This window comes from Streptomyces sp. NPDC001292 (assembly GCF_042896465.1).
In the GTDB taxonomy this organism is placed as follows: domain Bacteria; phylum Actinomycetota; class Actinomycetes; order Streptomycetales; family Streptomycetaceae; genus Streptomyces.
Genome location: NZ_JBIAXG010000016.1, coordinates 1 through 20007, shown reverse-complemented (window position 1 = coordinate 20007; position 20007 = coordinate 1). Strand labels below are relative to the sequence as shown.

General features: G+C 73.5%; 17 protein-coding genes and 3 pseudogenes. 5 read left to right on the top strand and 15 right to left on the bottom strand.

Features of this window, described 5'->3' with window-relative positions:
* Nucleotides 1–36: 36 nt before the first annotated feature.
* The gene (locus tag ACFY4A_RS18555) at nt 37–1422 is read right to left on the bottom strand and encodes a transcriptional regulator (protein WP_390830468.1); all 1386 of its coding nucleotides are present in this window, start codon (nt 1420–1422) and stop codon (nt 37–39) included.
* A 329-nt stretch (nt 1423–1751) separates the two neighbouring features.
* On the opposite strand from ACFY4A_RS18555, the gene ACFY4A_RS18550 reads away from it, so the two are divergent.
* The 3 genes from ACFY4A_RS18550 (at nt 1752) to ACFY4A_RS18540 (ending at nt 4955) form a co-directional block, all read left to right on the top strand.
* Complete coding sequence (locus ACFY4A_RS18550) at nt 1752–2426, top strand: bifunctional DNA primase/polymerase (RefSeq protein ID WP_390830467.1); 675 nt, start codon at nt 1752–1754, stop codon at nt 2424–2426.
* Between the two features lie 145 nt (nt 2427–2571).
* Nucleotides 2572–3348, top strand: a complete 777-nt coding sequence (locus ACFY4A_RS18545; protein WP_390830466.1) for an ABC transporter ATP-binding protein — start codon at nt 2572–2574, stop codon at nt 3346–3348.
* The gene (locus ACFY4A_RS18540; protein WP_390830465.1) at nt 3345–4955 is read left to right on the top strand and encodes a transporter; all 1611 of its coding nucleotides are present in this window, start codon (nt 3345–3347) and stop codon (nt 4953–4955) included. The genes ACFY4A_RS18545 and ACFY4A_RS18540 overlap by 4 nt, the downstream gene beginning before the upstream one ends.
* 51 nt (nt 4956–5006) lie before the next feature.
* Here the strand turns inward: ACFY4A_RS18540 and ACFY4A_RS18535 are convergent, their stop codons facing one another.
* The 5 genes from ACFY4A_RS18535 to pdxH all read right to left on the bottom strand — a co-directional run bounded on the left by ACFY4A_RS18535 (nt 5007) and on the right by pdxH (nt 10788).
* Entirely contained in the window at nt 5007–5909 is a 903-nt protein-coding gene (locus ACFY4A_RS18535) for an alpha/beta fold hydrolase (RefSeq protein WP_390830464.1), read from the bottom strand.
* A 456-nt stretch (nt 5910–6365) separates the two neighbouring features.
* Nucleotides 6366–7058: a metal-dependent transcriptional regulator gene (locus ACFY4A_RS18530; protein ID WP_390830463.1), complete on the bottom strand. Its 693-nt coding sequence runs from the start codon at nt 7056–7058 to the stop codon at nt 6366–6368.
* Nucleotides 7059–7491: 433 nt separating this feature from the next.
* Nucleotides 7492–8913, bottom strand: a complete 1422-nt coding sequence (locus ACFY4A_RS18525; RefSeq protein WP_390830462.1) for a PAS domain-containing protein — start codon at nt 8911–8913, stop codon at nt 7492–7494.
* A 347-nt stretch (nt 8914–9260) separates the two neighbouring features.
* Nucleotides 9261–10016 carry an SIS domain-containing protein gene (locus tag ACFY4A_RS18520; protein ID WP_390830461.1) on the bottom strand — a complete coding sequence of 252 codons (756 nt, stop codon included), beginning with the start codon at nt 10014–10016 and terminating at the stop codon, nt 9261–9263.
* 94 nt (nt 10017–10110) lie between these two features.
* A complete protein-coding gene (gene pdxH / locus ACFY4A_RS18515; protein WP_390830460.1) occupies nt 10111–10788 on the bottom strand; it encodes a pyridoxamine 5'-phosphate oxidase in 678 nt (225 codons plus the stop codon).
* Nucleotides 10789–11131: 343 nt separating this feature from the next.
* On the opposite strand from pdxH, the gene ACFY4A_RS18510 reads away from it, so the two are divergent.
* Nucleotides 11132–12232, top strand: a complete 1101-nt coding sequence (locus ACFY4A_RS18510) for a citrate synthase 2 (RefSeq protein ID WP_390830459.1) — start codon at nt 11132–11134, stop codon at nt 12230–12232.
* A gap of 36 nt (nt 12233–12268) precedes the next feature.
* Here ACFY4A_RS18510 and ACFY4A_RS18505 read toward each other — a convergent pair whose 3' ends face one another.
* The 9 genes and pseudogenes from ACFY4A_RS18505 to ACFY4A_RS18465 form a co-directional block, all read right to left on the bottom strand.
* Nucleotides 12269–13297 (bottom strand): isopenicillin N synthase family dioxygenase, encoded by a 1029-nt coding sequence (locus tag ACFY4A_RS18505; RefSeq protein ID WP_390830458.1) that lies wholly within the window; start codon nt 13295–13297, stop codon nt 12269–12271.
* Nucleotides 13298–13543: 246 nt separating this feature from the next.
* The gene (locus tag ACFY4A_RS18500; RefSeq protein WP_390830457.1) at nt 13544–14173 is read right to left on the bottom strand and encodes a TetR/AcrR family transcriptional regulator; all 630 of its coding nucleotides are present in this window, start codon (nt 14171–14173) and stop codon (nt 13544–13546) included.
* Complete coding sequence (locus ACFY4A_RS18495; RefSeq protein WP_390830456.1) at nt 14161–14895, bottom strand: enoyl-CoA hydratase family protein; 735 nt, start codon at nt 14893–14895, stop codon at nt 14161–14163. The genes ACFY4A_RS18500 and ACFY4A_RS18495 overlap by 13 nt, the downstream gene beginning before the upstream one ends.
* Nucleotides 14892–15122 carry a hypothetical protein gene (locus ACFY4A_RS18490; RefSeq protein ID WP_390830455.1) on the bottom strand — a complete coding sequence of 77 codons (231 nt, stop codon included), beginning with the start codon at nt 15120–15122 and terminating at the stop codon, nt 14892–14894. Before ACFY4A_RS18490 ends, ACFY4A_RS18495 begins: the two co-directional genes overlap by 4 nt.
* Nucleotides 15119–15274: a hypothetical protein gene (locus ACFY4A_RS18485; protein ID WP_390830454.1), complete on the bottom strand. Its 156-nt coding sequence runs from the start codon at nt 15272–15274 to the stop codon at nt 15119–15121. The genes ACFY4A_RS18490 and ACFY4A_RS18485 overlap by 4 nt, the downstream gene beginning before the upstream one ends.
* 104 nt (nt 15275–15378) lie before the next feature.
* A pseudogene (locus ACFY4A_RS18480) lies at nt 15379–15588 on the bottom strand (AMP-binding protein); the annotation flags it as partial.
* A gap of 27 nt (nt 15589–15615) precedes the next feature.
* On the bottom strand, nt 15616–16806 hold the full coding sequence (locus ACFY4A_RS18475; RefSeq protein WP_390830453.1) for an acyl-CoA dehydrogenase family protein: 1191 nt from the start codon (nt 16804–16806) through the stop codon (nt 15616–15618).
* Entirely contained in the window at nt 16803–18668 is a 1866-nt protein-coding gene (locus ACFY4A_RS18470; protein ID WP_390830452.1) for a biotin carboxylase N-terminal domain-containing protein, read from the bottom strand. Before ACFY4A_RS18470 ends, ACFY4A_RS18475 begins: the two co-directional genes overlap by 4 nt.
* A gap of 8 nt (nt 18669–18676) precedes the next feature.
* Nucleotides 18677–19546: pseudogene (locus tag ACFY4A_RS18465) on the bottom strand (acyl-CoA carboxylase subunit beta); the annotation flags it as partial.
* 125 nt (nt 19547–19671) lie between these two features.
* Here ACFY4A_RS18465 and ACFY4A_RS18460 point away from each other — a divergent pair.
* Nucleotides 19672–20007 (top strand): annotated as a pseudogene (locus ACFY4A_RS18460) (IS1380 family transposase); the annotation flags it as partial.

Genomic DNA, 20007 nt, shown 5'->3' with positions numbered 1-20007 from the left:
AGGAACACGAGCGACCCGAGGAACCCGGGAACACGGTCACGCCGCCACCCGCGTCTCCAGCCGTGCCCCGAACTCCCGCACCACCGGCTCGTCCCGGAACGGCTCCAGGCGCTGCCGGAAGTCCTCCAGGTACTCCGCGCCCCGGTCGGACCGCAGCGTCCGCAGCAGCTCCACCGCCTTCAGCCCGGTGCTGCATGCCTGTTCGACCTCCCGCTGCTGCACCTGCGCGGTGGCGAGCAGCACATAGCCGATGGCCCGCCGCCGCGCCCGCGACGCGGGATGTCCGGCCAGCGACTCCCGCGCCGCCCGCGCCGCCGCCTCCGACTGCCCCAGGTCCCGGTGGCAGTGCGCCAACTCGTCGGCGAGATAGGCCTCGTCGAAGTGCGCGATCCACGCAGGGTCGTCCCCGGAGTGCGGCTCGGCGGCCTCCAGCGCGCTCACCGCCCGCCCGGCGGACAGCTGGGCCGCCCGCGCGTCGCCCACGAGGGCGTGCCCGCGCGCCTCGGCCGCGTGGAACATCGCCTCCGCGCGCGGTGTCACGCGACCGCGCGCGCCCTCCTGCGCCGCGCGCGCCAACTGCGCGATCTCCCGCGGGTTTCCCAGCTGCGCGGCGAGATGGCTCATGGAGGCGGCCAGCACATAGCCGCCGTAGCCGCGGTCCCCGGCCGCCTGGGCGAGCCGCAGCGCCTGGATGTAGTACCGCTGGGCCAGGCCCGGTTGGCCGGTGTCGACGGCCATGTACCCGGCGAGCTCGGTGAGTCGGGCGACCTCGGCGAACAGATCGCGGCCCACCGCCTCCCGGTAGGAGCCGGCGAGCAGCCCGGAGACGACACTGTTGAGGTAGTGCACGACCACCGGGCGCACATGCCCGCTGCCGTGACTGTGGTCCAGGTCGACCAGCGCCTGCGTCATGGCCCGTACGGCGGCCACGTCGGACTGGCCCACCCGCGACCCCGCCGCCCGCGCCACCTGCGGGTCCGGCGCGGAGATCAGCCAGTCCCGGCTCGGCTCGACCAGCGCGGAGGCGGCGACGGCGGAGCCGGACAGGAAGTCCCGGCGGCCCACGTCGCTGCGCCACAACTCGCAGACCTGCTCGATGGCTCCCAGCACCGTCGGCGAGAACTGAAGGCCCACCCCCGAGGCGAGGTTCTTGCCGTTGGCCATGCCGATCTCGTCGATGGTGACCGTACGGCCGAGCTTGCGGCCGAGCGCCTCGGCGATGATCGCCGGGGCCCGCCCGCGCGGCTGCTGCCCACGCAGCCAGCGCGCCACCGACGTCTTGTCGTAGCGCAGGTCGAGACCGTGCTCGGCGCCGCACATGTTGACCCTGCGGGCCAGCCCGGCGTTCGAGCAGCCCGCTTCCTGGATGAGCGCCTGCAGCCGTTCGTTCGGCTGCCGCGCGACGAGAGGCCTGGCGGCCATGGCGTTAACCCCCTGAAGCTGCGGTGCCCTGCGCACGCACCGAGTTGACGGCTCTTGCGCGGCCGGACGCGATCCGCGCCCCGGCGAAAAATTCCGGCCGTAAGATCGATGCCCCATGGACATACCGAAAATGCAGGACATGTGAGGATTGCCGGGGTGAAGGCGAATGCCGCCCCCCTACGGATCTACCCAGCGCCCGTCGGCGATCCTCCTGCGCGCCCCCGCACATGCACCCATGCGCCCCGGGCACCGAGGGGGTGCTCCTCCCCGGCGCGTCCGACCACGCGACCCGCCCGTAACTCCAGGTGGGCGCGGCAGTTGAGTGGGGCGTGGAAGAGACGACCGCGGGCGCGGAAGCCGCACAGAGCGCCGACCGGGTGGCCGGTCACATTCCCCAGCAGCGCGGGGAATCGCTGCTGGAGACAGCCGTTCGCTACACCGAGGAACGCCACTGGGACGTGTTCCCCGGCACCTGGCTGGCAGCGGTCGGCGGGGCGCAGCGCTGCTCCTGCGGGGACCCCGGGTGCGCGGCACCCGGCGCGCACCCGGCGCGCGAGGGCTGGGCGTCCCTGGCGACCGGCAGCGCGAGCACGGTGCGCCGGATGTGGCAGCAGCAGCCGACGGCGTCGATCCTGCTGCCCACGGGCCGTACGTTCGACGCGATCTCCGTGCCGGAGACGGCCGGGTTCCTCGCGCTGGCCCGGCTGGAGCGGATGCGGTCGGCGCTGGGGCCGGTGATCCTGACCCCCGAGCGGCGGATGCAGTTCTTCGTGCTGCCGGGCACGACCGTGAAACTGCCGGACCTCGTACGGAAGCTGGGCTGGTCGCCGGCCTCCCTCGACCTGGTCGCGCTCGGAGAGGGCGCGTACGTGGCCGCGCCGCCCACGCGGTGCGGGTCGCGGGCGGTGCAGTGGGCCTGCCGGCCGACGCCGGCCAATCGATGGCTGCCGGACGTGGAGGAGCTGGACCCGCCGCTGGCGTACGCGTGCGGAAGGGACCGGTAGCCACCCGCCCTGTTCGTGCTGCCCGGCGCCCGCCAGTCCCTCGTCGTCGCCCACCCTGACTCGGCGGAACCGCAGATCAGCACGGTCTCGCACCCCTCGGGCAGGGTCTTCCCCCGTAGGGTTCGTGCTGACGGAGGGAGTGGTCGTGGTGGGTACAAGCGCCGTACGCGTGCAAGGGCTCTGGAAGCGGTTCGGGCAGCAGGTCGCCGTCGCCGGGATCGATCTCGAGCTGCCCGCCGGGAAGTTCATCGGGCTGGTCGGGCCCAACGGGGCCGGCAAGACCACCACGCTCTCCATGGTGACCGGGCTGCTGCGGCCCGACCAGGGCACCGTCGAGGTCGTCGGGCACGACGTGTGGCGGGACCCGGTGGCGGTGAAGGCGCGGATCGGCGTGCTGCCCGAGGGACTGCGGCTCTTCGAGCGGCTGTCGGGGCGGGAACTGCTCTCGTACTCCGGGCGGTTGCGCGGGCTGCCCGGGGACGAGGTGGACCGGCGGGCCACGCAGTTGCTGGACGTACTGGACCTCGCCGGCGCCCAGCACAAGCTCGTCGTCGACTACTCGACCGGCATGCGCAAGAAGACCGGGCTCGCGTGCGCTCTCCTGCACAATCCTGAAGTCCTCTTCCTCGACGAGCCGTTCGAGGGTGTCGACCCGGTATCCGCGCAGACCATCCGCGGCGTCCTGGAGCGGTGCACCGCCTCCGGCGCCACCGTCGTGTTCTCCTCGCACGTCATGGAACTGGTCGAGTCCCTGTGCGACTGGGTGGCCGTGATGGCCGCCGGCCGCATCCGCGCCCAGGGCACCCTCGCCGAGGTGCGCGGCGGCGCCCCCACCCTTCAGCGGGCGTTCCTCGAACTCGTCGGCGCGCAGGGCCGGGACGCCGCTTCCGACCTGGACTGGCTGGGGGGCGGTTCCCGGTGAGCGCCGGCACCCGGGCCCCCTCGATCACGCCCGTCGTCGTACGGCTGAAGCTGTCGCTGCTGCGCAACGGGCTCAGGCAGTCCGGCGGGCGGCGTGCCGCGTTCATCACTTCGGCCGTCGTCGCGCTGCTGTTCGCGGCGCTGCAGATGGTGGGCCTGATCGCGCTGCGCGGTCACGCGCACATCGCCTCCGTGGCCGTCCTGGGCGTGGCCGTGCTGGCACTGGGCTGGGCCGTGATGCCGCTGTTCTTCCCCAGCGGCGACGAGACCCTCGACCCGACCCGCCTGGTGATGCTGCCGCTGCGGCCGCGACCGCTGGTCGGCGCCCTGCTGGCGGCGTCCCTGGTCGGCATCGGGCCGCTGTTCACGATGCTGCTGCTGGTGGGCTGCGTGATCTCGGTGGCGCGCGGGACGGCCGCGGCCGTCGTCGCGGTCCTCGCCCTCGTCCTCACGCTGCTGGTGTGCGTGGCCCTCGCGCGGGCCGTGGCCGCCGCCAACATCCGGCTGCTGACCAGCCGCAAGGGACGGGACCTGGCGGTGCTCAGCGGACTGGTCATCGCGATCGGGGCGCAGGTCGTCAACTTCGGAATGCAGCGCCTGGGTTCCGCGGGCGTGGGCCGGCTCGACCCGGTGGCGGACGTGCTGCGGTGGCTGCCGCCCGCGTCGGCGGTGGGCGCGGTGGACTCGGCGAGCAGCGGCTCCTACGGCGTCGCGGTGGCCCAGCTCGCGCTGACCGCGGCCGCCCTGGCCGCCCTGCTGGCGGTGTGGGCGCGCAGCCTGACCCGGCTGATGACCTCGCCCGACTCCTCGACCCTCCAGCCCGTCGACGCTCCCGCGCGCGATCGGGCCCGCGAGGGCGGCGGCCTGGCGCGGTGGCTGCCGGCCGGCCGCACCGGCACCGTCATGGAGCGCAGCCTGCGCTACGTCTGGCGCGACCCGAAGACCAGGGCGGCCTGGGTGACCTCGCTCGCCATCGGACTGATCGTCCCGGTGTTCAACGCGGTCCAGGGCACCGGCTCGCCCTACTTCGCCTGCTTCGCCGCCGGCATGCTCGGCATCCAGATGTACAACCAGTTCGGCCAGGACACCTCCGCGTTCTGGCTGGTCGCGCTGACGATCTCCGCCCCGCGGGACGCCTACGTCGAGCTGCGCGCGCGGGCGCTGGCCCTGCTGCTGATCACCCTGCCGTACGCCACCCTGGTCACGGTGCTGACGGCGGGCCTGCTCGGCGAGTGGCGCCGGCTGCCGGAGGTGCTCGGCCTGTCGTTCGCCCTGCTCGGCGCCATGCTGGCGACCGGGGCGTGGACGTCGGCCCGCTTCCCGTACTCCATCCCGCAGGAAGGCCACAAGAACGTGGCCCCCGGTCAGGCCGGTCTCGCCTTCGTCTCCATCTTCGGCGGCATGGTCGCGGCGGCCCTGCTGTGCTCGCCGTTCATCGCGCTCGTCATCTGGTCGAACGTCAGCGCCACCGGCGACGGCTGGAGCCGGCTGCTGCTGCCGGTGGGCGCGGCGTACGGGGCGGCGATCACCCTGCTGGGCCTGCGGCTGGCGGCTCCGCGCACGGCGGCCCGGCTGCCGGAGATCCTCACGGCGGTGAGCAAGGGCTGAGGCTGCGGCAAGGCCGCTCAGCGCAGGCGCGCGGTGACCACGTGGACGGTGTCATCCGGTGAGCACCGCGTCCAGGAACGGTTCGATGGCCATGCGCCAGGCCTCCGGCTGGTCGTAGTGGACGAGGTGACCGGCGTCGGCCACCTCCGCGTACTCTCCGCGCGGCAGGACGCGGACCATCTCCTGGGCCTCGGCCCGGCCGAGTTCGCCGTCCAGGCCGCGGACCACGAGGGCCGGGCAGCGGACCTGGGCCAGCTCCTCCCAGTGGGCGTCGTACACCCAGGCCTCGCGAGAGGTGAGCATCTGCTGCGGTTCGAAGACGGGGCGCCAGCCGTCCGCGCTCTCGTGCATGACCTCGGCGTAGAACTCGCCGCGTGCCGGGTTGGGGCGCTCCACCCAGGGGTCGTCCTCACCGAACCACTTCCGTACGTCGGCGAGGGCGGCGAAGGGCACCGGCCAGGCCCGGAACCAGTCCTCCCACTCCCGCTGGGAGGCGGCGCCGAGCGCGGAGGCCCGCATGTCGCAGATGACCACGGCGCGCACCAGGTCGGGGCGGCGGGCGGCGAGCTGCCAGGCGGTCAGCGCGCCCATCGCGTGCCCGACGACGACGGCCGGGCCGAGGCCGAGCTGTTCGAGGGCGGCCTCGGCGTCCTCCACATAGGCCTCACGGGTGTAGGCGGCCTGCGGCGGCTTCTCGCTCTGGCCGTGCCCGCGCTGGTCGAGGGCGACGGCGCGGTGCCGTCCGGAGAGCCAGCGTGCGGTGGCGGCCCAGTGCGAGGCGCGGCCCATGAGGCCGTGCAGTAACAGCACGCCGTCGGTCCGGTCGGGTCCGGCGTCGGACCGGCCCGGTGTACGCTCCCTCACCTGCCCCGGCACGGCCTTCGGGGGCTCGGCGAACTCCCAGGCAGCGAGCCGTACACCGCCCGACCCGGTCACGTCGATGCGCCGCACCATTGGTCCTGGCACCCCCCTGGAACCGTGTTCAGCTTCCGTATGCCGTCGTGCACATTCCTGTGGCGCGGGCCGCGGGGCCTCTCACGCGCAGACACTCAGGCTATCGAATACTTATTCGAAAATGCTGGCTGCGTCATCAACACCCCTCGTTCGAGTGACGCCTGGCCAGGATTGATCGCCGCCCCCCTGGGGAGATCTTCAACGGGAGGCGGACCACTCGGGGAAAAGGGGTCCGAGGGGGACGACCCTGAGAGCTCGGGGCTCCGGGTCGCTGAGGGGGAGGACAGGCCCCGGCGCCGCAAGGCGCCGGGGCCCTCCCCATGTCTGCGGCACATCTCCCCCACCCCTTCGAGCCCCATGCCTCTCGCGACAGCCTCGCACGCCCGGCGCCCGCGCGCTGCGCTTCGACGCACTGAGCCACGGACGGAGGAAAGGACGAGCCGGACCGGCGGCCCCTCAGCGCTTGGCGACGAAGACGTGAGAGGCGACCTCTGTGTGCAGCTCCGCCGCCTCGCCGCCGCTGCCGACCAGCACACCGCCCGCCGACTCCGTCACACTGACCACCGAGCCGGGCTGCACGCCCGCGCGGCGCAGCGTGTACATCAGCTGCGCGTCCGTCTGGATCGGCTCGCCGATCCGGCGGACGACCACCGTCTTGCCCTCGGCCCCCGGGTCCAGGTCGGCCAGCGACACCATCCCCTCGTCCAGGAACGGGTCGGCGCCGTCCTTCTCGCCCAGCTCCTCCAGACCCGGGATCGGGTTGCCGTACGGCGACTCGGTCGGGTGCCGCAGCAGCTCCAGCACCCTGCGCTCCACGGCCTCGCTCATCACGTGCTCCCAGCGGCAGGCCTCGGCGTGCACCTGCTCCCACTCCAGGCCGATCACGTCGACCAGCAGGCACTCGGCGAGCCGGTGCTTGCGCATCACGCGCGTGGCCAGCCGGCGGCCCTCGTACGTGAGCTCCAGGTGCCGGTCCGGGGCCACCGAGACCAGGCCGTCGCGCTCCATCCGCGCGACCGTCTGGCTCACCGTCGGCCCACTCTGGTCCAGGCGCTCCGCGATCCGGGCGCGCATGGGGACGACGCCTTCCTCCTCCAGCTCGAGGATGGTGCGGAGATACATCTCCGTGGTGTCGATCAGTCCGGACATACGTGCCCCTCGATTACCTCGGCCGGGGACCCGGCGGCTCCCCGGCGCGTGCGCTGGCCCTGAAGTCAATTCTGACGCATCCCACTGACAACCGGGCGGCCCGCGCGAAACGCGGACGACCCGCGAGCTGGGTCCCTCCGCCTCGGCGGAGGAGCCGGCCGGACGTACCGGCAGCTCGCGGGTCGGGTGACTGCTTGGGATTGGGCCGGCCGCACGTATCTGTCACGCGCTGGTCCGGCACCGCACAGGGTGGGGTGACGGGCCGCTAGCCCGCAGCCACCTCACGCGTCCGGGTCTCACTCATCTACCGGATCACCTCCCTTCGTGTGTGCCAACACCCTAGGAAGCGGACCGGCGATACTCAAGAGGTTTTTTCGCGCGGCGGATGTGCTGTCGCGGCGGGTGCTGTCGCGGCGGGGGCGCCCTCGCGCGGTCAGGCGCCGCCGTCCTTGGCCAGGAGAGCCAGGTCCAGGACCGCCGCGATGCGTGCGGCCACGTCCTCGGCGTAGGCCGCGTCGGCCCGCTCGAAGGGGCTGCGGCCGGAGCCGCGCAGGAAGGTCACGACGCCCAGGGTGCGGCCACGGCTGCGCAGCACCGCGCACAGGGCGTGCACGGCGCCGGCCGGCCACTGCCGGGCCTCGGCCCACTCGCGCGCCCGGTCGGCCGGCACGGCCCCGGCGGAGGCCCGCACGGAGCCCATGCGGTCGACGCACTGGAGGGCGGGGTGTCCCGTTCCGTAGCGGACGGGCAGCCCGGCCTGCCCGGTGAGCAGGCTGGGCCCGGGGCCGCCGGAGGGGGTGGCCGCGACGCGGACCAGCCGGACCGGGGCCGCCGTCTCCTGGTCGGCCGGGGCGGTGCCGCCGGCCACGCGGTCGATCAGGGCGTGGTCGGCGAAGCCGGCGAGGGCGAAGTCGAGGTGGACGGTGGCGGCCTCGGCCGGGTCCTCGCACTCGGCGGCGGCTCGGGCGGCCCGGTGCAGCTGGTTGGTGCGGAACCGCAGCTGCGCGGCCTCCTGCTCACCCTGCTTGGCCTCGGTGACGTCGGCGAAGAGCCAGGCGACGCCGAGCGGTACCGGTTCCTCGGCGAGCGGCGAGGCGAGCCGGACGAATCCGCTGCGCCAGCAGCGCCGCCGGTCGCCCTCCGGGGTGCGCACGCCCACCCAGAACTCGGCGGGGGCGGGCGGGGCGCCCTCGGCCAGGACGTGGGTGAGCGCGCTCTCCAGCTCCTCCAGGCCCTGGGTGAGCAGTTCGCCGAGCGGCCGGCCCAGTGCCGCCGTGCGGCCGGTGCCGAGGGCCTGGGCGGCGTAGGCGTTGACGACGGCGGGCCGCAGGTCGGCGTCGACGAGGACGACCCCCCAGAAGGCGTCCTCGAACAGGGCCTCGCTGAGCGCGATGGACCGCTCCAGGTCGATCTGCGCGTGCACCTCGCTGAAGGCGCAGTACAGGCCGGCGGGCTTGCCGTCGGGCCCGTGCACGGCCGCGGACTGGGTCCGCACCAGGACGCGGCCGCCGTCCTTGGTGAGCAGCGCGAACTCGTGCACCTGGCGTCCGGGGGCGTGCATGGCGGACATCAGCCGCCCCTGGACCTCCTCGGCGTCCGCGCTGCGCACGGCCCAGCCGGCGAAACCGTGCCGTCCGACGGCCTCGGCGGCGGTCCAGCCCAGGATGCGCTCGGCCTCGCGGTTCCAGTGGGTGACGACGCCGTCGGCGTCGAAGGCGCACAGGGCCGCGTCCATGCCGTCGAGGAGGGCGGCCAGCAGGTCGGAGCCGTCGTGGGTGTCGGAACCGTCCCGCTCGGGCTCGGGCTCGTCCGGCCCCATCTCGTCGGTGGCCCCACTACGCCGGGAAGCACTCACCTGGACCCCCTGCAGGCTGCGTCCGCACGTACGGCGCGTCGTTTCGCTCACTGCCCATCATTCAACTGGAACGTGACCCAGCACACACCGGGTTCCCAGAACATTGAAGGAATTGCGGTCCGCGGAAATTCCCGTGCGCCGGGGGTTCCCGCCGCGGACGTGCGCGAGCGGTACGGGGCAATCGGTCTGGGTCGGTCGATACGGGGCAATCGGTTCCGGGTCAGTCGGTCCGGGGCAATCGGTCCGGGGCAATCGGTCCGGGGCAATCGGTCCGGGGCAATCGGTCCGGGGCAATCGGTTCCGGGTCAGTCGATACGGGTCAGTCGGTCCGGGGCAATCGGTCCGGGTCAGTGCCGGTAGAAGATCCGGTCGGCGTACCGGTCGAAGATCCGGCCGTTCCACTCGTGGCCGCCGTCGACGTTGCCGGAGCGCAGCAGCGGGGGTTCGATGCCGCGGTCGGCGAGAACGCCGGCGGTGGTGGCCATGACCGCCTGGAGGAGGGCGGCGGTGACGACGGTGGAGGCGGGGGCGAAGGGGGCCGCGACGGTGTCGAGGGTGAGTTCGGCGTCGCCGACCGCGATCTTGGAGTCGAGGACGATGTCGCACTGGTCCTTCAGGAACGTCCCCGAGGCGTGCCGGGAGGTGGTCCCGGTCGCGTAGGCCACCGACGTCACGCCGATGACCCGCACGCCGAGGGTGCGGGCGTGCACGGCCATCTCCACGGGCAGGGCGTTGCGCCCGGACAGCGAGATGACGACCAGGGCGTCGCCGGAGCGGAGGGGGGAGCTGTCCAGAACCGCGGTGGCGAGGCCGTCGACGCGTTCCAGGGCGGAGCCGAGGGTGGCCGGCACGACGTCGACGCCGACGGTGCCGGGAACGGCCAGCAGGTTCATCAGGGCCAGGCCGCCGGCGCGGTAGACGAGGTCCTGGGCCGCGAGGGAGGAGTGGCCGGCGCCGAAGGCGAACAGGCGGCCGCCGGCGGCCACGGTGTCGGCGAGCAGTGTCCCGGCGGCCGCGATCTGCTCGGCCTCCTCGTCCCGGACCCGCTGGAGCAGGCCGATGGCGGCGTCGAGGAACTGGCCGGCCGGCGTGCGGTCGCTCATGCGAGGTCCGTCCCTTCGGGGCGACTGTGTGTCGCGGATCACGGTGAGGTCTGGACCAGAGCCGTGTCAATACGGCGCCCGCGACAGGGTCGCGTCAGGGGCTCAGCCGCTCCACGCGCCAGCCGCCGTCCGCCTCGGCGACGTACCGCAGGCGGTCGTGCAGGCGGTTCTCGCGGCCCTGCCAGAACTCCACCGACTGCGGGGCGACCCGGAAGCCACCCCAGTGCGGCGGTACGGGCACCTGCTCGCCCTCGGGGTAGCGGGCGGCCAGGTCGGCGTAGGAGGCGTCGAGTTCCGCGCGGCCGGCGATCACCGTGGACTGGGCGCTGGCCCAGGCGCCGAGCTGGGAGCCGTGCGGGCGGGTGCGGAAGTAGGCGGCGGTCTCGTCGCGGCCGGTGCGGCGGGCCACGCCCTGGACGATGACCTGGCGGGCCATGGGGTGCCACGGGAACAGCAGGGAGACGTACGGGTTCCCGGCCAGGTCGCGGCCCTTGCGGGAGTCGTAGTTGGTGTAGAAGACGAAGCCCTGCTCGTCGAAGGACTTCAGCAGCACCGTGCGGGAGCTGGGCCGGCCGTCGGCGTCCGCGGTGGAGACGACCATGGCGTTGGGCTCGAACAGCCGGCCCTCTGTCGCGGCCTGCTGGAACCAGCGGGCGAACTGGGCGACGGGGGTGGCGGCCAGGTCGGCCTCCGCCAGCCCCTCGGCCCGGTAGTGCATGCGCATGGAGGCGAGGTCGAAGGGGGCGGTTTCCCGGGCTTCTCGGTCGGTCACGCGGTCATCTTGCCGTATCCACCGGGGGCCTCCGCGGGGTACCCTCACCCTCCGCCGCGGACCCTGGATGGCACTGAGTGCCGCTCCACTCCCCTTTTGTGGCACTCGGGGTTATGGTGCTGCTGTCGTTCCGGTTGGGTGACAGCCGGCCGGACGGGGCATCACAGAGATGCCCGCCATGGACCGCGAGTCACGGGACGCGACCGTGGATCCGCCGGCGGACGGCCCGCTCTCCGGCGTCCCGCACCTGGTCGTCGTCCCAGTTCCCCAATCGCCCAGTCGCCCAGTCACTCCAGCAGTCCCCGTCGCACCCTCTGTCGCACAGACCACAAGGAGCCGCCTGATGTCCGACTTCGTACCCGGTCTCGAAGGAGTCGTCGCGTTCGAGACGGAGATCGCCGAACCGGACAAGGAGGGCGGCGCCCTTCGGTACCGGGGTGTCGACATCGAGGAACTCGTCGGTCAGATCTCCTTCGGCAACGTCTGGGGGCTGCTGGTCGACGGCGCCTTCGATCCGGGCCTGCCGCCCGCCGAGCCGTTCCCGATCCCCGTGCACTCCGGGGACATCCGCGTGGACGTCCAGTCGGCGCTGGCGATGCTCGCCCCGGTGTGGGGCCTGAAACCGCTGCTGGACATCGACGTGGAGCAGGCGCGCGACGATCTGGCGCGGGCCGCCGTCATGGCGCTGTCGTACGTCGCCCAGTCGGCGCGCGGGCAGGGCGTGCCGATGGTGCCGCAGCGGGAGATCGACAAGGCCCGCTCCATCACCGAGCGGTTCATGATCCGCTGGCGGGGCGAGCCGGACCCCAAGCACGTGGCGGCCGTCGACGCGTACTGGACGTCCGCCGCCGAGCACGGCATGAACGCCTCCACGTTCACCGCCCGCGTCATCGCCTCCACCGGCGCCGACGTGGCGGCCGCGCTGTCGGGCGCGGTGGGCGCCATGTCCGGCCCGCTGCACGGCGGCGCGCCCTCCCGGGTCCTGGGCATGATCGAGGAGATCGAGCGGACCGGGGACGCGGAGGGCTACGTCAGGCGCGCCCTGGACCGCGGTGAGCGGCTGATGGGGTTCGGGCACCGGGTGTACCGGGCCGAGGACCCACGCGCGCGCGTGCTGCGCCGTACCGCCCGGGAGCTCGGCGCCCCGCGGTACGAGGTCGCCGAGGCCCTGGAGAAGGCCGCCCTGGAGGAGCTGCACAACCGTCGGCCGGACCGGGTGCTGGCCACGAACGTCGAGTTCTGGGCGGCGATCATGCTGGACTTCGCCGAGGTGCCGGCGCACATGTTCACGTCGATGTTCACGTGCGCGCGTACGGCGGGCTGGTCGGCGCACATCCTGGAGCAGAAGCGCACCGGCCGGCTGGTGCGCCCCTCAGCCCGCTACGTCGGTCCCGGTCCGCGCAGCCCGCGGGAGATCGCGGGCTACGACCACATCGCGCGCTGAGCGCGCGCCGACCGCACCCGGTCGGCGCACCCGGCGTCACGCGGGGGTCAGCAGCTCCGCGTGATGCCGTCGGGCGGCCGACGGGTGGGCGCGCAGCTTGCCCTTGAGCTCGTTGTACCCGTACTCGGCGAACAGCGGGTTGCCCGGGTCGTCGGTGACACCGGGCGCGGTGGAGGCGTGCGGGAAGGGCAGCGGGGCGACGCGGGCGTCCAGGCGCGGGTTGTAGAAGAAGGGCACCGAGAACCGCTCGGTGGCGCCGGGCGGGGAGACGACCCGGTGGTTGGTGGCCACCAGGTAGCCGTTGGTGGCGACCTCCAGCAGCTCTCCGAGGTTGACGACGAACGCGCCCTCGATCGGCGGCACGTCGTGGAAGAGCCCGTCCGCGCGCTGCACCTGGAGGCCGCCGATCCCGTCCTGGAGCAGCAGGGTGAGGAAGCCGTAGTCCTTGTGGGCGCCGACGCCCTGGTCGGTGCCGTCGCCGGCGCTGCCCGGGTAGCGGACGAGCTTGAGATGCGGGTGGGCGTGCTCACCGAAGACCGGGTCGTAGAAGCCGGCGGGCGCGCCGATGGCGGTGAGCAGCTCGTGCAGCAGCCTGCGGGCGACGGCGCTGAGCCGGTCGATCCAGCCGAGCGCGGCGGTGCGCAGCTCGGGCAGGGCGGCCGGCCACTGGTTGGGGCCCTGGAGCCACCAGTACGCGGGCTCGCCCGGCCCCGGGACACGGGCGGGCCGCTCGGCGCCTATGTCGAGCTGGTCGCGCCAGTCGCGGACACCGCCGGTGCGCTCGTCGCCGGTGCGCGTGTAGCCGCGGAAGTGGGGCGAGTTGACGTTGTCCAGGGCGAGGCGGTCGGCCTCGGGGAGCCGGAAGAAGGCGTGCATGGCGTCGAGCAGCGCGTCGGTCTCGGCCCGGGTGACGCTGTGCCCGACGAGCTGGAAGAAGCCCACGTCGTGGGCGGCGGCGTGCAACTGCTCGTGCAGCAGCGCCCGTCGCCGGGGGCCGCGGTCGGCCGCGGCGAGGTCGATGAGGGGGAGCTGGTCGTACGACGGGGGCGTCGCCGTGTTCGTCATGGGTCACGTCCGCAGGGTGTACGGGTCCCGGGCAGCCGCCATGGGTGGGCGCGCGGCACGGGTGCCGGATGAGAGGAACCGGGTGAGAGATGCGGGCGATCGGGTCGCCGCGGAAGGGGCCGGGTCAGGCGGAACGCCGACAGCCCGTGCTCGTGACGCGCACGTAGTCCACGTGGCGGCGTCGCACGAGCAGCAGAAGCATGCGCACAGGGTACTGCGGGGCGTGCGATACGGGTGTGGCCCGGTTCACGCGGTCGCCGGGCCGCGGCCCAGCGCCTCCTCCAGCAGGGCCGCCCACTGCGCGACCACGCCTTCGCGGCGGGCGGCGTCGTCGGTGAGGAGGTTGGCGAGACCGAGGCCGCGGGCCATGTCGAGGAAGCCCTGGACGGTTTCGCGGGTGCCGGGGCGGGACTCGTCCGCGCCCAGCAGCTCGACCGCTATGCGGTGGGTCTCGCGGCCCACGCGGGCCTCCAACTCGGTGACGCGGGGACGCAGTTGGTCCTCGTTGGAGGCGGCCACCCACAGGTGGAGGGCGGCGCGGAAGAGGGGCCCGGTGTAGAGGTCGACGAGGGCGGCGACCACGGCCCGCCGGTCGCCGGCCGCGCCTTGCGGGAACAGGGCGCGCAGGGCGGTGGAGCGTTCCTCGGCCACGTACTCGACGGCGGCGGTGAACAGGTCCTCGCGGGTGGGGAAGTGGTGCTGGGCGGCGCCACGGGAGACGCCGGCGCGTTCGGCGACCACCGAGACCGTGGAGCCGGCCCAGCCGTGTTCGGCGAGGCAGGCCACGGCGGCCTGGAGGAGCCGCTGCCGGGTGGCCCGGCTGCGGTCCTGCTTGGGGGCGCGTTCCGCGCGGTCGTGTGTGGTCACACCGCCCATTCCGGATCCCGTCGTTCGAGGAAGGCCGTCATGCCCTCGCGCGCCTGCGCGGAGGAGAACAGCCGGGCCGAGAGTGCGGTCAGGCCGGCCGCGTCCCGGTCGAAGGCTTCCAGCACCCTAGCCGTGAGCAGCCGTTTCGTCTCGGCCAGAGCCTGGGGGGAGGAGCGGCGCAGACCGTCGAGGATCGGCTCCAGTACGGCGTCGGCGTCATCCCCGGCCGCCGTGAGCAGGCCGGTCCGGGCCGCCTCGGCCGCGTCGAACCGTTCCCCGGTGAGGCAGTGGCGGGCCAGCGCGCGCGGGTCGGTGCGGGGCAGCAGCGGCAGCGAGATGAGCGCGGGGGCCACCCCGATGCGCACCTCGGTGAACGCGAAGGTGGCCCGGTGCGAGGCGACGGCGATGTCGCAGGCCGCGAGCAGGCCGAGGCCGCCCGCGCGGACGTGTCCGGTGACCCGGGCGACGACCGGCTTGGGCAGTTCGACGATCTGCCGCAGCAGGGCCACCAGCGCCTCGGGCCGTGGAGGGTCGCGCAGGTCGGCGCCCGCGCTGAAGGTGTTGCCGGTGTGGGTGAGGACGACGGCGCGCACGGCCGCGTCCTCGGCGCAGTCGGTGAGCGCGGCGGCGAGTTCCCCGACGAGCGTCGCAGACAGGGCGTTGCGGCTGTCCGGCGAGTCGAGGCTGAGGGTTTCCACGGCACGCGCGCGCGTGTGTCCGATCGCCGTCACGGCCGCTCCCCTGCTTCCCGCGGCTGCTCGGGCCGCTGGTCCCGCAGCCGCCGCCGCAGGATCTTCCCGGAGGCGGCGCGGGGCACCGCGTCGAGGAAGGTGCCGCGGCGGACGCGCTTGTAGGGGGCGACGCGTTCGGCGACGTACGGCATCACCTCCGCCTCCGACAGGCCCGTCGGCGGACGGCCGGCGCACCAGGCAGGCGTGCGGCACCTCGTTGCCGTCACGGCCGCTCCCCTGCTTCCCGCGGCTGCTCGGGCCGCCGGTCCCGCAGCCGCCGCCGCAGGATCTTCCCGGAGGCGGCGCGGGGCACCGCGTCGAGGAAGGTGCCGCGGCGGACGCGCTTGTAGGGGGCGACGCGTTCGGCGACGTACGGCATCACCTCCGCCTCCGACAGGCCCGTCGGCGGACGGCCGGCGCACCAGGCAGGCGTGCGGCACCTCGTTGCCGTCGGCGCCGTGCCCGCCGATGACGGCGGCGTCGGCTGAGGACGTCGCCCTTGCGCACACCGGCCTCGGCGAACGCGGCGGCGATACGCCGGTGGAAGCGGTCCACCTGCTCGTAGGTGAGGGTGGTGCCGTCCGTGCCGTCGATCAGCGCGGGAGCCCCGCCGAACCGGGCGGCGCGGCCCGGGACGGCCTCGTGGATGGGCAGTTCTACGGCCGGGACGTCTGCGTACTCGCTGCGAAACACGGTTCCTCCTCACACACGGCGGGCGGGTCAGTACGACTTGGGCAGGCCCAGGGTCTGGTGGGAGACGTAGTTGAGGATCATCTCCCGGCTCACCGGCGCGATACGAGCCACGCGTGCGGCCGTTATCAGCGAGGCGAGCCCGAACTCACGCGTGAGGCCGTTGCCGCCGAGGGTGTGCACGGCCTGGTCGACGGCCCGCACGCAGGCCTCACCGGCCGCGTACTTGGCCATGTTGGCGGCCTCTCCGGCGCCCACGTCGTCGCCCGCGTCGTACAGGTGGGCCGCCCTCCCCGTCATCAGGCGGGCGAGTTCGAGGTCGATGTGGGCCTGGGCGAGCGGGTGGGCGATGGCCTGGTGGGAGCCGATGGGGGCCTTCCAGACGGTGCGCTCGCGCGCGTACTCCACGGCCCGGCCGAGCGCGTAGCGCCCCATCCCGATCGCGAAGGCGGCCGTCATGATGCGCTCGGGGTTGAGTCCGGCGAACAGTTGCAGCAGGCCCGCGTCCTCTCCCCCACTGCCGAAAGCGTGGGAGGTGCCCCCGCCGACGAGCGCGTCGGCGGGCAGCCGCACATCGTCCAGGACCAGCTCGAACTGCTTCTCGGCGGCGTTGAGTTCCATGTCGATGGGACGCCGCTGGAAGCCGTCCGCGCCCGGCGGGACGATGAACAGGCAGGGCTTGAGGCGGCCGGTGCGCGCGTCCTCGGTGCGGCCGACGACCAGGACGGCGTCGGCGATGTCGACGCCGGAGATGAACACCTTCCGGCCGGTGAGTACCCAGTCGGCGCCGTCGCGGCGGGCGGTGGTGGTGATGCGGTGGGAGTTGGAGCCGGCGTCGGGTTCGGTGATGCCGAAGGCCATGGTGCGGGTGCCGTTCGCCAGCGAGGGCAGCCAGGCGCGCTTCTGCTGCTCGGTGCCGAACCGGGCGATGACGGTGCCGCAGATGGCGGGCGAGACGACCATCATCAGCAGGGGGCAGCCGGCCGCGCCCAACTCCTCCAGCACGATGGACAGTTCGGTGACACCACCACCTCCCCCGCCGTACACCTCCGGCAGGTTGACGCCGAGGTAGCCGAGTTGGCCTGCCTCGGACCAGAGTTCGGTGGGGTGGCGTCCCTCGGCGACGGTCCGGGTGAGGTAGTCGCGGCCGTAGCGCTTGCCGAGGGCCGCCACGGCGGCGCGCAGATCCTTGTGTTCATCGGTTTCCAGCGTGGCGCTCACAGATCCTCCCGGGTGGCCTCTACGACGGCGAGCAGGGCGCCGACCTCGACCTGGCGGCCGGGGGCGGCGTGCAGGGCGCTGAGCGTGCCCGTGACGGGCGCGGAGATCTTGTGCTCCATCTTCATCGCCTCCAGCCACAGCAGTGGCTCTCCGGCCCGTACGGCGGCGCCCACGCCCAGTCCTTCGGCGACGCGCACGACGGTGCCGGGCATGGGCGCCAGCAGCGAGCCGGGGGCGCGCTGGGCGACGGGGTCGGGGAAGCGGGGCAGGGCGGTGAGCGCGGTCGGTCCGGCGTACACCTGCTCGCCGTACCGGGCGATCTCGTACCTGCGCCGGACTCCGTGGACTTCGAGGACGACCAGGCACGCGTCCGCGTGCACCACCCGCACCCCTACGGCATCGGCGGCCAGGCCCGCCCGGGTGTGCCGGTAGCGCACCTCGTGCTCCTCGCCCGCCATGAGATACCGCTTGACCTGCGGCTGCGAGGGCACATTGCGCCAGCCGCCGAAGCGGGAGCGGCCCTGCGCGTCGGCGAGCGCGGCGGCCAGGGGCGCGTACGGGTCGGGGGCGGGCGCGGACAGTTCGGCGAGGTGGCGGTCGTAGAAGCCAGTGTCCGTACGGCCGCTCGTGAACTCCTCGTGCCGCAGGGACCGCACCAGCAGGTCCCGGTTGGTGACCGGGCCGTGGACGGCGGCCCGCTCCAGCGCGCCGGCGAGCTTGCGCAGCGCCTCCGCGCGCGTGGGGGCGTGGGCGACGGCCTTGGCGAGCAGCGGGTCGTAGTGGACGCCGATCGTGTCCCCGTCGCCGTAGCCGGTGTCCAGGCGGACGCCGGGGACGGACAGGCGGTGCAGGGTGCCGGTCTGCGGGGCCCAGTCGCGGGCGGGGTCCTCGGCGTACAGGCGGGCCTCGACCGCGTGCCCGCGCGCGGGGGGCGGGTCGGCGTCCAGGGCGTGGCCCTCGGCGACACGGATCTGCAGGGCGACCAGGTCCACGCCGAACACGGCCTCCGTGACCGGGTGTTCCACCTGGAGGCGGGTGTTCATCTCCAGGAAGTGCGCACGGCCGTCGGCCACCAGGAACTCGACGGTCCCCGCACCGGTGTAGTCGACGGCCCGCGCGGCCCGTACGGCCAGCTCGTGCAACTCCCGCTCGGTGTCCGCGGGGAGTCCGGGTGCCGGGGCCTCCTCGACGACCTTCTGGTGGCGCCGCTGGAGGGAGCAGTCACGCGTGCCCAGCGTCCACACGGTGCCGTGGGTGTCGGCGAGGACCTGCACCTCCACGTGCCGCCCGCCCGCCTCGCCCCCGAGGTACGGCTCGACGAACACCTCGCCGTCGCCGAAGGCGCTCAACGCCTCGGCGCGCGCAGCGGCCAGTTCGGCGTCCAGGTCCTGGAGCCGCCGTACGATCCGCATCCCGCGCCCGCCGCCGCCCGCGGCGGCCTTCACCAGGACCGGCAGGTCGGCCTCGGTGACCTCGCGCAGGGGCCGTACACCCATCAGCTCCTTGGCGCGGGTCTTGGACGCCATCGTCTCGACGGCCCGCGGGGGCGGTCCGATCCAGACCAGGCCCGCGTCCAGGACGGCCCGCGCGAAGCCGGCGTTCTCGGCGAGGAAGCCGTAGCCCGGGTGCACGGCGTCCGCGCCGGCCGCCACCGCCGCCGCCACGATCAGGTCGCCGCGCAGATACGTCTCGGCGGGCGTCACGCCCGGCAGGCGCACCGCGGTGTCGGCCACGCGCGTGTGCAGCGCGTCCTCATCGGCGTCCGAGTGCACGGCGACCGTCCGGATGCCCAGCTCACCGCAGGTGCGGAAGATACGGCAGGTGATCTCGCCCCGGTCGGCGACGAGCAGAGAAGAAATCAAGGGATCCCTCACATCCGGAAGACGCCGAAGCCGCCGCGCGCGCCCTCGAAGGGCGCGGTGTGGACGGCCGACAGACACAGGCCGAGGACGGTGCGGGTGTCGCGCGGGTCGATGACGCCGTCGTCGTACAGCCGCCCGGACAGGAACGCCGGCAGCGACTCCGACTCGATCTGCTGCTCCACCATCGCCCGCAGCGCGGCGTCCGCCTCCTCGTCGTACGGCTGCCCCTTGGCGGCCGCCGACTGGCGGGCCACGATCGACAGCACACCCGCGAGCTGCTGCGGCCCCATGACGGCGGACTTGGCGCTGGGCCAGGCGAAAAGGAAGCGGGGGTCGTAGGCCCGTCCGCACATGCCGTAGTGCCCGGCTCCGTAGGAGGCCCCCATGAGGACGGACAGGTGCGGGACGCGCGAGTTGGACACCGCGTTGATCATCATCGCGCCGTGCTTGATGATGCCGCCCTGCTCGTACTCCCGGCCGACCATGTAGCCGGTGGTGTTGTGCAGGAACAGCAGCGGGACGTCCCGCTGGTTGGCGAGCTGGATGAACTGGGCCGCCTTCTGCGACTCCTCGCTGAACAGCACGCCTCGGGCGTTGGCGAGGACGCCGACGGGATAGCCGTGCAGGGTGGCCCAGCCGGTGGTCAGGCTCGTCCCGTACAGCGGCTTGAACTCGTCGAAGTCGGAGGCGTCGACGATCCGGGCGATGACCTCGCGCGGATCGAAGGGGATCCGCAGATCGCCGGGAACGATCCCCAGAAGCTCCTCCTCGTCGTACTCGGGTGGCGCCGCGGCGGGCGGATCGGGGTGGGCCTTGCGGTGGTTGAGCCGGACGACGACCCGGCGGGCCTGCCGGAGGGCGTCCGGCTCGTCGACGGCTAAGCCTCGATCCACCGGTCAATTGCCGGTCCAAGACCTGGACATGAAGACGCGGATGCCCTCTGACCTGGGATGATGGGACTTCCTAGGGTTCCACATCCACAGAACAAGAGAACATCCGCGAGATGCAATCTTCCCATGCCACTGCGGTGGTCTCCGCCGTGTTCGACGAGCCGAACCTGGTGGCGGATGCCGGGCTGGTACCGGTCGTCCGGCTGGCGGAGCGTGCGGGTCTGCCGCGGCTGGTCGGTGAGGCGGTCCGGATCAGGGGTGCAGGCAACAGTGGCGGGGCGAACCCGTCGGCGAAGGTGATGTCGCTGGTAGCGGCGATGTGCGCGGGTGCGGACAGCATCGACGATGCCGACCGGCTGCGGCACGGAGCGATGCCGGTCGCGTTCGACGCGATACGGGCCCCGTCCACGCTGGGCACGTTCCTGCGCTCGTTCACCCACGGCCATGCC

Bases quoted from the DNA above. Each gene is read 5' to 3' on its own strand.
- ACFY4A_RS18555 (WP_390830468.1), bottom strand. From the start codon at position 1,422: ATGGCCGCCAGGCCTCTCGTCGCGCGGCAGCCGAACGAACGGCTGCAG.
- ACFY4A_RS18535 (WP_390830464.1), bottom strand. From the start codon at position 5,909: ATGGTGCGGCGCATCGACGTGACCGGGTCGGGCGGTGTACGGCTCGCT.
- ACFY4A_RS18530 (WP_390830463.1), bottom strand. From the start codon at position 7,058: ATGTCCGGACTGATCGACACCACGGAGATGTATCTCCGCACCATCCTC.
- ACFY4A_RS18520 (WP_390830461.1), bottom strand. From the start codon at position 10,016: ATGAGCGACCGCACGCCGGCCGGCCAGTTCCTCGACGCCGCCATCGGC.
- ACFY4A_RS18510 (WP_390830459.1), top strand. From the start codon at position 11,132: ATGTCCGACTTCGTACCCGGTCTCGAAGGAGTCGTCGCGTTCGAGACG.
- ACFY4A_RS18505 (WP_390830458.1), bottom strand. From the start codon at position 13,297: ATGACGAACACGGCGACGCCCCCGTCGTACGACCAGCTCCCCCTCATC.
- ACFY4A_RS18500 (WP_390830457.1), bottom strand. From the start codon at position 14,173: ATGGGCGGTGTGACCACACACGACCGCGCGGAACGCGCCCCCAAGCAG.
- ACFY4A_RS18485 (WP_390830454.1), bottom strand. From the start codon at position 15,274: ATGCCGTACGTCGCCGAACGCGTCGCCCCCTACAAGCGCGTCCGCCGC.